Genomic DNA, 12,952 nt, shown 5'->3' on the forward strand with positions numbered 1-12,952 from the left:
AAAAATGAAGTCAAAGAATCAAATGGAGCATCGATATGTCGTTTGAGAATATGCCTGGGCAAGCCAGGAAACGCCGTGGTTCCGGGCGCGCCACGATTCATGACGTCGCGAAGCTGGCCGGCGTCGGCTCGATCACGGTATCGCGCTACCTGAAGAAGAACGGCTATGTCTCGGAGGAGCTGGGGGCGCGGATCGATGCCGCGGTCGCGCAGTTGAACTATGTGCCGAACCTGGCCGCTGGCGGCCTGTCATCGGCCCACAACAAGGTGGTGGGCATGGTGGTGCCGAACATCTCGGGACCGATCTTCGCCAGCACCATCCAGGGCTTCAACGACACGCTGACCCGTCACGGCTACCAGCTGCTGCTGGCATCGAGCTACTTCTCGGCCGAGCAGGAAGAAAACGCGGTGCGCGCCTTCCTCGGCTGGTCGCCGGCGGCGCTGGCCGTGGTGGGCCGCTTCCACTCGCGCGGCACCGAGGCGCTGCTGGCGGCGGCCGGCATTCCGGTCGTCGAGACATGGGATTACGCGCCGCGCCGCAAGCCGATCCAGGTGGGCTATTCGAATCGCGAGGTGGGCGTGCAGGCGGCGCGCCATCTGCTGGCCAAAGGCTACCGCCGCATCGCCTTCGTGCAGAACAGCGTGGCGGGCGACCTGTCGGCACTGGACCGCCGCGATGGCTATGCGGCCACGCTGGAGGAGCACGGCCTGGAGCCGTGGACCTATGCGCCGACGGAGGAAGCGCCGTTCGACGCGGGGCGCCAGGCGCTGGAAGCACTGACACGCAGCCGCCGAGGGGGACGCAAGGCGGCGGACGCGATCATCTTCGCCAACGACAACCTGGCGGCCGGTGCCCTGCTGGCATCCCAGCGTGCTGGCCTGCAGGTGCCGCAGCGCTGCGCTTTGATGGGCTTCGGCGACTACGCGTTCTCGCCGCTGCTGCTGCCCAGCCTGACGACGATCCGGCCGCCCGGCCGCGAGATCGGCGAGATCGCCGCCCAGCGCATCCTGCAGGCATTGGGCGAACTGCCGGCGGAGCCGAAGCCTGCCCGCCTGAACCTGCTCGAATGTGCATTGATCGAACGTGAAAGCACTTGAACTGAAACAAGGAGAAACGATGAAGAAGTTGTTGACCGCGCTGCTGGCCCTGCTGCTGCTTGCCGCGTTGCCGGCACGGGCCGAGACGATCCGGATCGGCTTCCAGAAAGGCGGCGGCCTGCTGGCGATGCTGAAGCGCCAGGGCGCCGTCGAGAAGGCATTCGCGCCGGGCGGCACCACGGTGAAGTGGATCGAATTCCCGGCCGGGCCGCAGATGCTCGAGGCGCTGAACGCGGGCAGCATCGATTTCGGCACCACGGGTGCGCCGCCGCCAATCTTCGCGCAGGCCGCCGGCATCGATGTCGTCTACGTGGGTGCCGAGCCGCCGCCGGTGACCAGCGAGGCGATCATCGTCAAGCCCGGATCGCCGATCCGCACGGTGGCGCAGCTGAAAGGCAAGCGCATCGCCTTCGCCAAGGGCTCCGGCTCGCACCTGCTGCTGGTGGCAGCGCTGGACAAGGCCGGGCTGACGATCCGCGACGTGAAACCGATTTTCCTCGGCCCTTCCGAAGCGCGTGCCGCGTTCGATGGCGGCAGCGTCGATGCCTGGGTGGTGTGGGATCCGTATCTCGCGGCGGCACAGAAAGCCTATGGCGCGCGCGTGGTGGCTGACTACACGGGCCTGTTGCAGGCCAATGGCTTCTATCTGGCCTCGCGCGCGTTCGTGAAACGCGCGCCCCAGGCGGTGGCCACGCTGCTGGAGCAGATCGCCCTGGCCGGCAAGTGGGCTACAACGCACCAGCAGGAAATGGTGGCGCTGGTGGCGCCCCAGGTGGGCGTGGCGCCGGATGTCATCGCCACGTGGCTGGGGCGGCAGAAAGCGGGCGTGGCGCCGGTGGATGCTTCGATCGTGGCCAACCAGCAGAAGGTGGCCGACCTGTTCTACCGCGAAAAGCTGATTCCGCGGCCGGTGACGATCGCCACGCAGGCGTGGACCTGGCAGCGCCGGTAAGGGGCGCAGGCGCCTTGGAGGCGGCGCAGGAATCATGAAGGCAGCGCGGCCGGCGCTGCAGGTTCAGAACTCTTCCCACTCGTCCGCGGCGGGGGCCTTGGCGGCCGGCTTCTGCGCACGCTGCTGCGGCGCCTTCGCGGCGGCGGGTGCGCGTGGCAAGGCGACCGCCGGCTTGACGGGTGCCGGTTTCCGTGCCGCGGCATGGGCAGGTGCCGGCGCGGATGCAGGAACGTGGGCCTGCGCGGCATCGCCCGACAGCTTGAAGGCGCTGACGGCGCCCAGCAGGTTTTCCGTCTCGTGCTGCATGGCCTGGGTGGCGGCGGCCGCTTCCTCTACCAGCGCCGCATTGCGCTGCGTGACTTCATCCATCTGCGTGATCGACTGGTTCACTTGCGCGATGCCGTTGCTCTGCTCGCGGCTGGCTTCGGCGATATCGACGACGATGCCGGTCACGCGCTGGACGCTGGTCACCATCTCGTTCATGGCCTGCGCCGCCTGGTTCGCCAGCATGCTGCCGGAGCCCACCTTGTCGACGGAATCGTCGATCAGCGCCTTGATCTCCCTGGCCGCCGTGGCGCTGCGCTGGGCCAGCGTGCGCACTTCGGAAGCCACCACCGCGAAGCCGCGGCCCTGCTCGCCGGCGCGGGCCGCTTCCACGGCGGCGTTCAGCGCCAGGATATTGGTCTGGAAGGCGATACTGTCGATCACGCCGATGATGTCGACCACCTTGCGCGACGATGCGTCGATGGCCGCCATCGTTTCCGCCATCTGGCCCATGACGGTGCCGCCCGCGGCGGCCTTCGAGGAAGTCGCCTCGACCAGCTCGCGGGCCTGCATCGTGTTGTCGGCGGTGCTTTTCACGGTGCTCGTCAGCTCTTCCATCGTGGCGGCGGTTTCTTCCAGCGCGCTGGCCTGGCTTTCGGTACGCGACGACAGGTCCTGGTTGCCCATGGCAACCTCGCTGGCGGCCGTGCCGATCGCCTGCGCGCCGCTGCGCACGTTCGACACCATCTCGATCAGGCTTTGCTGCATTTTCGCGATACCGCGCATGAGGCGGTCGATCTCGTTGTTGCCCTGGGCATCGACGCGGGCGGTCAGGTCGCCATGCGCCACGCCATCGAGCAGCTCGACGGCACGCTCGAGCGGTGCGATGACGAGGTTGCGCAGGAAGATGTGCATGGCGACCACCAGCGCCAGCGCGCCGGCCAGGCCGAGCGCCACCAGCCACAGCACCAGGCGGTACTCGCCATCGCGTTCCTTCATCAGCGCTTCGCCGCGTTCGGTGTTCTCTTTCTGGAATTTTTCCAGCAGCTTGGAAATCTCGGCGCCGCGCGGCGTCAGGTCACGGCTGTTGATGGTGGCGAAGCCGGCGACGTCGTTGCCTTTCAGCGCGGCGATGCCTGCATCGAGCGTATCGAGCATGCGTGCCGATGCCGCGACAAGGTCGTTGCGCAACTGCACATCGGTCCCTTCGGATGGCGGTGCGGCGACGAAATCGGCCAGGGCCTTGCGGGTACGGACCAGGTAATTCGTGGCATTGCCGAGGGCGCTGCCATTGCCCTCCACCTGGCCGCCGTCGCGCGCTTCCGAGTACGCACGGTTCAGGCTCGAGCGTACCCGCGTGGCGTCCTTGTAGATGTCATTGATCGCCTGCGTTTCCAGGGCGATATCCTGCACCAGCGACAATGCGCTGTTGGAACGGTTGATCATGAACACGCCAAGCGCCGCGCCGATCGCGATCATCACGGTAAACAGGCACAGCGCAGCCATCAGGCTGAAGCGGACGGTAAGTTTGGGCATGAAGTCTTCCTGGGAATGCGGAACGGTCAGAGAACACTATTCTCATGCCACACCTTGGTGCGCACAATATCGCACCGCTGCAATCCATCAAAAAGTAGCCCCACAGCAACAAAATATTGTCAGAACGATCTGCTTCTACAGCATTCCCATGCAACGTTGACATGCTCGGGACAACTGCCGAGCTGGTTGCAAAACAACACCGGGGGCAGTCTCTAATGCCGTCAGGACACGCGTCATCCAGCGCATTGAAAGCGCATGCATTCACCCCAACAGCGAAGGGCTGGGGTCAGACCCGCCGGGTCTGACCCCGGAATTTGCCCTTGGGTGGACTTAACCTAACGGCATTAGGGACAGTCCCCAAGTTTTTTACAACAGCTTGCCGGCGAGAATGCCGCCGGCGGGGATGGGTCAGTGCCGGTGGCCGCAGCCGTGGTGGGAAGGGGCAGCCGTGCCGTGGAGGACGGCGCCAGGTTCGCGGCCGGTATCGCCGAAGAAGCCGGCGGCGTGCAGGCGGCCGATGTAGTCGTGCCAGCGCGCGTCGAGGTTGGCGCCCAGGTCATACAGGTATTGCCAGGTGTACAGGCCGGACGCATGGCCATCCGTGAAGATCGGCTTCAGCGCATACTGGCCGACCGGTTCCAGATCGGTGATGCCGACATCGCGCTTGCCGACCTGCAGCGTTTCCTGGCCGGGGCCGTGGCCCTGCACTTCCGCCGATGGCGAATACACCCGCAGCAGCTCGAAGGGGATGTTGAACGACGCACCGTCGTCGAAGGCGATTTCAAGGGTGCGCGACTTGTTGTGCAGGGTAATAGCGGTGGGGTTGGCCATGGTGGATCAGCTCAGTTCAGTTCAGTTGTTCGATGCAGCATGCAGGATGCGTCAAACCTCGGCGTCGGCATCATGCGCCATGCGCTCGCGGATGGTGGCGTGCAGCTCGGGCAGCAGCGCGGTGCGCACGGCCAGCGCGGCAGCGGCGGGATCGCGCTGGCGCGCGCCCCACGTGGGGTTCGGGAAGTGCGCATCGTCCGCATAGCGGGGGATCACGTGCCAGTGCACGTGCGGGGTCATGTTGCCGAAGCTGGCCACGTTGACCTTGTGCGGCGCGAGCACGTCGCGCAGCGCCGCTTCCACGGCCCACACGGCGCGCATCACGCGATCGCGCTCGGCGGAAGACAGGTCGGTCATCTCCTTCACGTGCGCATTCCACACCACGCGCGTGAAGCCGGGGTAGCCCGGCTCGTCGACGGCGACGACGGTCAGCGCGTCATCCTGCCAGATGACGGCGCCGGCCGGCGGCGCCGCCAGCAGGTTGCACAGGTCGCAGGCTGCCGCTTCCATGCCTTACACCAGCACGCGTTCGATACCGCCGTCGTTGGCGCGGTTCACGTAGTCGGGCATCCAGTTCTCGCCCAGCAGGTGACGGGCGATTTCCACGACGATGTAGTCGGCGGTGGTGCCCGAATCCTCGTTGAAGCGCGACAGGCCCTGGAAGCAGGCCGGGCAGCTCGTGAGGATCTTCACGTCGCCGTCGAAGCCATCGGCGCGCAGCTTGTCCGCGCCCTTGACCATCTCCTCTTCCTTGCGGAAGCGCACCTGGGTGGAGATGTCCGGCCGCGCCACGGCCAGCGTGCCCGATTCGCCGCAGCAGCGGTCGTTCTTCTCGATCTTCACCGAATCGTGCGTTTGCACGAGGGCATTCACGGTCTTCATCGGGTCCTGCAGCTTCATCGGCGTATGGCAGGGGTCGTGGTACATGTAGCGGGTACCGGTCACGCCTTCCAGCTTGACGCCCTTCTCCAGCAGGTATTCATGGATGTCCATGATGCGGCAGCCGGGGAAGATCTTCTCGAACTCGTACGTGGCCAGCTGGTCGTAGCAGGTGCCGCACGAGACCAGCACGGTCTTGATGTCCAGGTAGTTCAGCGTATTGGCCATGCGGTGGAAGAGGACGCGGTTATCCGTCATCATCTTCTCGGCCTTGTCGTAGTCGCCCGCGCCGCGCTGCGGATAGCCGCAGCACAGGTAGCCCGGCGGCAGCACCGTCTGCACGCCCACTTCCCACAGCATGGCCTGGGTGGCCAGGCCCACCTGCGAGAACAGCCGCTCCGAACCGCAACCCGGGAAGTAGAACACCGCTTCCGTGTTGGCGTTGGTCTTCTTCGGATCGCGGATGATCGGGATCATCTTGTTGTCTTCGATATCCAGCAGCGCGCGCGCGGTCTTCTTCGGCAGGTTGCCCGGCATCTTCTTGTTGACGAAGTGGATGATCTGCTCGCGGATCGGCGGCTTGCCCGTGGTCGGCGGCGGTGCCTTGGTCTGCTGGCGCGCCACCTTCTTGAACACCTCGTTGCCGAGGCGCTGGGCCTTGGCGCCGACGCCGACGATCGCCTGGCGTGCCGCGTTGACGGTGCCCGCGTCGGTCGCGTTCAGGAAGAACATCGTCGCCGCCTTGGTCGGATTGAACGAGCGCTTGTCCATCTTGCGCAGCAGGTTGCGCATGTTCATCGACACGTCGCCGAAGTCGATGTTCACCGGGCATGGCGTTTCGCACTTGTGGCACACGGTGCAATGGTCGGCCACGTCCTCGAACTCTTCCCAGTGGCGGATCGAGATGCCGCGGCGGGTCTGTTCTTCGTACAGGAACGCCTCGATCAGCGACGACGTCGCCAGGATCTTGTCGCGCGGCGAATACAGCAGGTTCGCACGGGGAATGTGCGTGTTGCAGACCGGCTTGCACTTGCCGCAACGCAGGCAGTCCTTGATGCTGTTGGCGATCTCGCCGATATCGCTTTGCTGCATGATCAGCGATTCGTGGCCCATCAGGCCGAACGACGGCGTGTACGCGTTGCGCAAGTCCGCATCCATGCCGGGCAGGTTCAGCAGCTTGCCCTTGTTGAAGCGGCCTTCCGGGTCGACGCGCAGCTTGTAGTCGCGGAATTCGCCGATTTCATCCTCGGTGAGGAATTCCAGCTTGGTGATGCCGATGCCGTGCTCGCCCGAGATCACGCCGTTCAGCGAACGCGCCAGGGTCATGATGCGGGCCACGGCCTTGTGCGCGTCCTGCAGCATCTCGTAATGGTCCGAGTTCACCGGCAGGTTGGTGTGAACGTTGCCGTCGCCGGCGTGCATGTGCAGCGCCACGAACACGCGGCCACGCAGGATCCTCTTGTGGATCGCCTGCGCCTCGTCGAGGATCGGCTTGTAGGCGGCGCCGTTGAAGATCTGGCGCAGCACGGCGCGGATTTCCTGCTTCCAGCTGATGCGCACGGTGCGGTCCTGCACCACGTCGAACAGCGTGGCGGCCGGCTGGCGCTGCAGGCGCTCCTCGAACGCGCCGCTCAGTTCCTGCAGGCCGAGCTGGTACAGCTCGAGCCGCGCCGATTCCAGCGGCTTGTCCAGGTTGGCCAGGATGAAGGTCCAGCGTTCCTGCACCTGGTCGAGCAGCGCCAGGGCCTGCTGCGGGCGGTCGCCCAGCATCTCGGCATCGCCCACGCCATCCTCGGACGCGTCGTCGCTCTTGCCGATCGCCAGGTTGCCCGCTTCGAAGTATTCGCGCAGCGCGGTGGCGAGCTGCAGCTTGTTCTTGATCGACAGCTCGACGTTGATGCGCTCGATGCCGTCCGTGTATTCGCCCATCCGGTTCAGCGGGATGACGACGTCCTCGTTGATCTTGAACGCGTTGGTGTGCTTGGCGATCGCCGCCGTGCGGGCGCGGTCGAGCCAGAACTTCTTGCGCGCTTCCGGGCTGACGGCGACGAAGCCTTCGCCCACGCGGGTATTGGCCAGGCGCACGACTTCCGAGGCGGCCAGCGCCACGGCGTCTTCATTGTCGCCAACGATGTCGCCGAACAGGGCCATCTTCGGCAGCACGCCGCGCTTCGACTTGGTGGCATAGCCGACGGCGCGCAGGTAGCGCTCGTCGAGGTGCTCCAGGCCGGCCAGGCGCAGCGTGGCGAACTGCTCGCCCTTGGCCGGCAGGCCATCCAGGTAATCCTTGATCTCGACGATCGAAGGAATCGCATCGCGCGCCTGGCCGAAGAATTCCAGGCAGACGGTACGCGTGAACTTCGGCATCTTGTGCAGGATCCAGCGCCCCGACGTGATCAGGCCATCGCAGCCTTCCTTCTGGATGCCCGGCAGGCCGGCCAGGAACTTGTCCGTCACGTCCTTGCCCAGGCCTTCCTTGCGGAACTTGCGGCCGGCGATTTCCAGGATCTCGGTCTTGAACGGCGCGCCTTTCGCTTCGCCCTTCGCGTTCGGGTGCGTCCACTCCAGCTTGAAGCGGGCCAGCGGCGTGTCGTGGATCTTGGACAGGTTATGGTCCAGGCGAGTGACGTCGAGCCAGTCGCCGTTCGGGTCGACCATGCGCCACGAGGCCAGGTTGTCCAGCGCGGTGCCCCACAGCACGGCCTTCTTGCCGCCCGCGTTCATCGCGATATTGCCGCCGATGCAGGAAGCGTGCGCCGAGGTGGGATCGACAGCGAACACGAAGCCGGCCTTTTCGGCCGCGACCGACACCTGGTTCGTGATCACGCCCGCCTCGGTGTAGATGGTAGCGTAATCGCGATCGAGGCCAGGAAGCACCTTCATTTCCACCGGGTCGATGCGCAGCAGCTTTTCCGTGTTGATCACGGCCGACATCGGCGTCAGCGGGATCGCGCCGCCGGTATAGCCGGTGCCGCCGCCGCGCGGGATGATCGTCAGGCCCAGTTCGATACAGCCCTTGACGAGGCCGGCCATTTCCTCTTCCGCATCCGGCGTGAGCACGACGAACGGGTATTCGACGCGCCAGTCGGTGGCGTCGGTCACGTGCGAGACGCGCTTCATGCCGTCGAAGCAGATGTTGTGCTTGGCGGTGTAGCGGCCCAGCACCTTGACCGCGCGCTTGCGCAGGTCGTACATGACGCGGAATTCGTCGCCGAAATCGGCCACGGCCTTGCTGGCGGCGGCCAGCAGTTTTTCCACGCTGGAGGCGCGCTTCGCGGCGGCTTCGCCCGATTCCCCGGCATCGATGGCCATGCGCCGCTTGTCCACCTCGGACAGGCGGTGGTGCAGCGCGTCGATCAGGGCCTGGCGACGCTTCGGGTTGTCCAGCAGGTCGTCCTGCAGGTACGGATTGCGGCGAACCACCCAGATATCGCCCAGTACCTCGTACAGCATGCGCGCGGAGCGGCCGGTCTGGCGGGCACTGCGCAGCTCGTCCAGCAGCTGCCACGATTCCTCGCCCAGCAGGCGGATGACGATCTCGCGGTCGGAGAACGATGTGTAGTTGTAGGGGATTTCACGGACGCGGGTCGGCGCGTGGCCGTCCGGCGATTCTGCGAGCAATACCTGGAGTTGTGCTGGTGCGTTCATGTGTGCGGGGGATACAGAAGACGCTGGAGATGGTCACTAAGGGGTCCATTTTAGCTTATTGCGGCGCACCACGCCCCAACACCCCTATTTTTTGCCGGGTTACGTGAACGTCAAGTGACAGAATAATATTTGGCCAGCTGGCTTGATCGTCAAAATCCATGCAGCTTTGGCATGCGAAAATGCCAAAAACGTGCGCCGAATCCGGTCGAGCAAAATAAAGTGCAGCGTTTTCAGCCGCCCAGCATGTGGACCAGCGAACGCCAGAAACCATCGGGAATGTACAACAGCGCCGCCGTCATCGTCAGGTAGCGGGCGAACTTGCCGATCGCCATGTAGCCGACGGCGGGCCAGAACGGCAACTTCAGCCATCCGCCCAGCGTGCACAGCGGATCGCCGATGGCGGGCACCCACGACAGCAGCATCGTCTTGGCGCCGTAGTGCGACAGCCAGGCGAACCAGCGGCTCTCGCGCTCTTTCGCGAACGCCGCCTTGGCGTAATACCCCATCCAGTAATCGACGATGCCGCCCAGCGTGTTGCCGCAGGTGGCCACGAGGATCGCGGGCCAGAACAGTTCGGGATTGGCCTTGCAGACAGCGAAGACGGCCGGTTCGGAGCCGAGGGGGACGAGGGTCGCGGAAACAAAGGAGATGATGAAGACCGACGTCAACCCCACTTCCGGCGCGGCCAGGAAGGCCAGCAGCCAGGCAATGGCGTTTTCAATCATGCATTTTCAGTCATGCGGGTGGCGCATGCGGGTTGGCTCATGCGGGTTGGCTCATGCGGGTTGGCTCATGCGGGTTGGCTCATGCGGGTTGGCTCATGCTGTTGGCTCATGCTGGTGGTTCATGTTGACTCTTGCAAATTCGCTCATGCGGTTTCGGACATGCCGGCCATCTCGACCAGGCACGGTGAAGATTTGGCGGGTAGCGCAAGCTTCCCATTATAATGATCCGACACCTGTCAACCCCGCACGAATGAGCAGGCGCGCACCATCCCCGCGCACCCCTGCCCTCCTTCGCGCACTGCTCGCGCATTTCCCAGGCTACCGCCAACCGGGTCTTGAGCGATTCGCATCCGCCATCCGCCTGGATTCAACTGTTTGCCGACCATGACTACCGACTACCTGAAGAAGATCCTCACCGCGCGCGTCTACGACGTCGCCCACGAAACGCCGCTGGAACTGGCGCCGAACCTGTCCCAGCGCTGCCAGAACCGCATTTACTTCAAGCGCGAGGATATCCAGGACGTATTCAGCTTCAAGATTCGCGGCGCCTACAACAAGATGGCGCACCTGTCGGAAACCCAGCTCAAGCGCGGCGTGATCTGCGCTTCCGCCGGCAACCATGCGCAAGGCGTGGCCCTGTCGGCCGCCCGCATGGGCTGCCGCGCCGTGATCGTGATGCCCACCACCACGCCGCTGCTGAAGGTCGACTCGGTCAAGGCGCGCGGCGGCGACAACGTGGAAGTGGTGCTGCACGGCGAGTCCTATACCGATGCCTACCAGTACGCGCTCACGCTGGAGAAGGAACAGAAGCTGACGTTCGTGCACCCGTTCGACGATCCGGACGTGATCGCCGGCCAGGGCACCATCGGCATGGAAATCCTGCGCCAGCACTCCGGCCCGATCCATGCGGTCTTCATCGCGATCGGCGGCGGCGGCCTGATCTCCGGCGTGGCCGCGTACATCAAGCAGATCCGCCCCGACATCAAGATCATCGGCGTGGAAACGATGGATGCCGATGCGATGGCGCGCAGCCTCAAGGCCGGTGAACGCGTGACCCTGCCGGACGTGGGCCTGTTCGCGGACGGCACCGCGGTGCGCCTGGTCGGCGAGGAAACCTTCCGGCTCGCGCAGCTGTACGTGGACGATGTGATCATCGTCGACACGGATGCGATCTGCGCCGCGATCAAGGATGTGTTCACGGATACCCGTTCGATCCTGGAACCGTCCGGCGCGCTGGCCGTGGCCGGTGCCAAGGCGTATATCGAGCGCGCCGAGCTGACCAAGAATCCGATTCGCAATGAAACGCTGATCACCGTCACTTCGGGCGCCAACATGAACTTCGACCGGCTGCGCTTCGTGGCCGAGCGCGCCGAGCTGGGCGAGTTCCGCGAAGCCGTGTTCGCGGTGACGATGGCCGAACAGCGCGGCAGCTTCAAGCGCTTCTGCGAACTGATCGGCCCGCGCAACGTCACGGAATTCAACTACCGGATCAGCGACCAGGACCAGGCCCATGTGTTCGTCGGCATCCAGATCGCCGACCGCGGCGAATCGAGCGCGCTGGCACGGCGCTTCGAGGAGCACGATTTCCGCACGCTGGACCTGACGCACGACGAACTGGCCAAGTCCCACCTGCGCCACCTGGTCGGCGGCAAGAGCGCGCTGGCGCGGGATGAGTTGCTGTACCGCTTTGAATTCCCCGAGCGCCCGGGCGCGCTGATGCGCTTCCTGGACAGCATGGCGCCGAACTGGAACATTTCGCTGTGCCACTACCGCTCGCAGGGCGGCGACGTGGGCCGCATCCTGATCGGCCTGCAGGTGCCGTCGGAAGAAATGGATGAATTCGCAAAGTTCCTCGCCACCCTCGGCTACCGGTACTGGGACGAAACGCAGAACCCGGTCTACAAGCTGTTCCTGTAAACAGGGACGAACAGCGGTGGCGGCCTGGTGTCGGACACCAACGGCTCAAGCGCTGCCTCGAGGGCCAATTCTCCTCACCTGAGCGGCATCGGGGTCCATGCCTGATCGTGGGTGGCTTGAAAAACGGTGACAGGCACCAATTTCCGGGAAATGTTTCCAGAAGATGGAGCCTGCCACCGAACCTGACCGGGCCTGTTGCCGGTACCCGTTTTACGCTACCATGGCAGGCTGTCCCGTTCCAGAAGGCCCGCCATGTCGAACTCCCCCGAACATTCTCCCCTCGGCAAGAACTCCGCTTACCGCACCGATTACGCGCCGGAGCTGCTGTTTCCGATCCCGCGCATCGGCAAGCGTGACGAGCTCGGCCTGACAGGCACGCTGCCGTTCTTCGGTGTCGACATCTGGAACGCCTATGAACTGTCGTGGCTGAACATGCGCGGCAAGCCGCAGGTGGCGGTGGCGCGGATCACGGTGCCGGCCGATTCGCCGAACATCATCGAATCGAAATCGTTCAAGCTGTACCTGAATTCGTTCAACCAGACCCGGCTGGGTGGCCCGGAGGCGCTGCGCGACCTGCTGCAGCAGGACCTGTCCGCCGCCACCGGCGCGAACGTGCATGTGGTGCTGACGATGCAGGAGGATTTCGGCAAGCTGCAGATGGGCGAGCTGGAGGGCCTGCTGCTGGACCGCCTGGATATCGAGGTGGACAATTACTCGCCGCAGCCATCGATCCTGAAGGCCAACTTCGAGGAATTGCCGGTCGAGGAAGTGCTGGTCTCGCATCTGCTGAAATCGAATTGCCTGGTGACCGGACAGCCCGACTGGGGCAGCGTGCAGATCAGCTATTCCGGCCCGCAGATCGACCAGGAAAGCCTGTTGAAATACCTGATCGGCTTTCGCGAGCACAACGAATTCCATGAACAGTGCGTGGAGCGGATCTTCGTCGACATCCTGCGCGAGTGCCAGCCTGCGCATCTGACCGTGTATGCGCGGTACACGCGCCGTGGCGGCCTCGACATCAATCCCTGGCGCAGCAACTTCACCAAGGGCGGGCGGCCATCGAATTTACGCAATGCAAGACAATAATTGAGACAGCGCAAAGC

Annotated in this window: 9 protein-coding genes; 4 read left to right on the top strand and 5 right to left on the bottom strand. The window is 64.7% G+C overall.

All coding sequences use genetic code 11. The annotated features are described in order from the left end of the window. The first annotated feature begins 35 nt into the window (after positions 1-35). A complete protein-coding gene (locus tag EYF70_RS26225; protein WP_131148009.1) occupies positions 36-1,097 on the top strand; it encodes a LacI family DNA-binding transcriptional regulator in 1,062 nt (353 codons plus the stop codon). A 19-nt stretch (positions 1,098-1,116) separates the two neighbouring features. Next, positions 1,117-2,049: a sulfonate ABC transporter substrate-binding protein gene (locus EYF70_RS26230; protein WP_131148010.1), complete on the top strand. Its 933-nt coding sequence runs from the start codon at positions 1,117-1,119 to the stop codon at positions 2,047-2,049. A 63-nt stretch (positions 2,050-2,112) separates the two neighbouring features. Here the strand turns inward: EYF70_RS26230 and EYF70_RS26235 are convergent, their stop codons facing one another. The 5 genes from EYF70_RS26235 to EYF70_RS26255 all read right to left on the bottom strand — a co-directional run bounded on the left by EYF70_RS26235 (position 2,113) and on the right by EYF70_RS26255 (position 9,932). After that, positions 2,113-3,849: a methyl-accepting chemotaxis protein gene (locus tag EYF70_RS26235; RefSeq protein ID WP_131148011.1), complete on the bottom strand. Its 1,737-nt coding sequence runs from the start codon at positions 3,847-3,849 to the stop codon at positions 2,113-2,115. Between the two features lie 408 nt (positions 3,850-4,257). After that, a complete protein-coding gene (locus EYF70_RS26240) occupies positions 4,258-4,680 on the bottom strand; it encodes a gamma-butyrobetaine hydroxylase family protein (RefSeq protein WP_131148012.1) in 423 nt (140 codons plus the stop codon). 51 nt (positions 4,681-4,731) lie between these two features. Further along, positions 4,732-5,190 carry an HIT family protein gene (locus EYF70_RS26245; RefSeq protein ID WP_131148013.1) on the bottom strand — a complete coding sequence of 153 codons (459 nt, stop codon included), beginning with the start codon at positions 5,188-5,190 and terminating at the stop codon, positions 4,732-4,734. A 3-nt stretch (positions 5,191-5,193) separates the two neighbouring features. After that, positions 5,194-9,207 (bottom strand): DUF3683 domain-containing protein, encoded by a 4,014-nt coding sequence (locus EYF70_RS26250; protein ID WP_131148014.1) that lies wholly within the window; start codon positions 9,205-9,207, stop codon positions 5,194-5,196. A gap of 230 nt (positions 9,208-9,437) precedes the next feature. Then, positions 9,438-9,932, bottom strand: a complete 495-nt coding sequence (locus EYF70_RS26255) for a YqaA family protein (RefSeq protein WP_131148015.1) — start codon at positions 9,930-9,932, stop codon at positions 9,438-9,440. 384 nt (positions 9,933-10,316) lie between these two features. On the opposite strand from EYF70_RS26255, the gene ilvA reads away from it, so the two are divergent. Both ilvA and queF read left to right on the top strand, forming a co-directional pair. After that, positions 10,317-11,849 carry a threonine ammonia-lyase, biosynthetic gene (ilvA, locus tag EYF70_RS26260; protein ID WP_131149360.1) on the top strand — a complete coding sequence of 511 codons (1,533 nt, stop codon included), beginning with the start codon at positions 10,317-10,319 and terminating at the stop codon, positions 11,847-11,849. Positions 11,850-12,101: 252 nt separating this feature from the next. Continuing rightward, entirely contained in the window at positions 12,102-12,935 is an 834-nt protein-coding gene (gene queF / locus EYF70_RS26265) for an NADPH-dependent 7-cyano-7-deazaguanine reductase QueF (RefSeq protein WP_131148016.1), read from the top strand. Positions 12,936-12,952 lie beyond the last annotated feature (17 nt).

Source organism: Pseudoduganella albidiflava (assembly GCF_004322755.1).
Taxonomy (GTDB): domain Bacteria; phylum Pseudomonadota; class Gammaproteobacteria; order Burkholderiales; family Burkholderiaceae_D; genus Rugamonas; species Rugamonas albidiflava.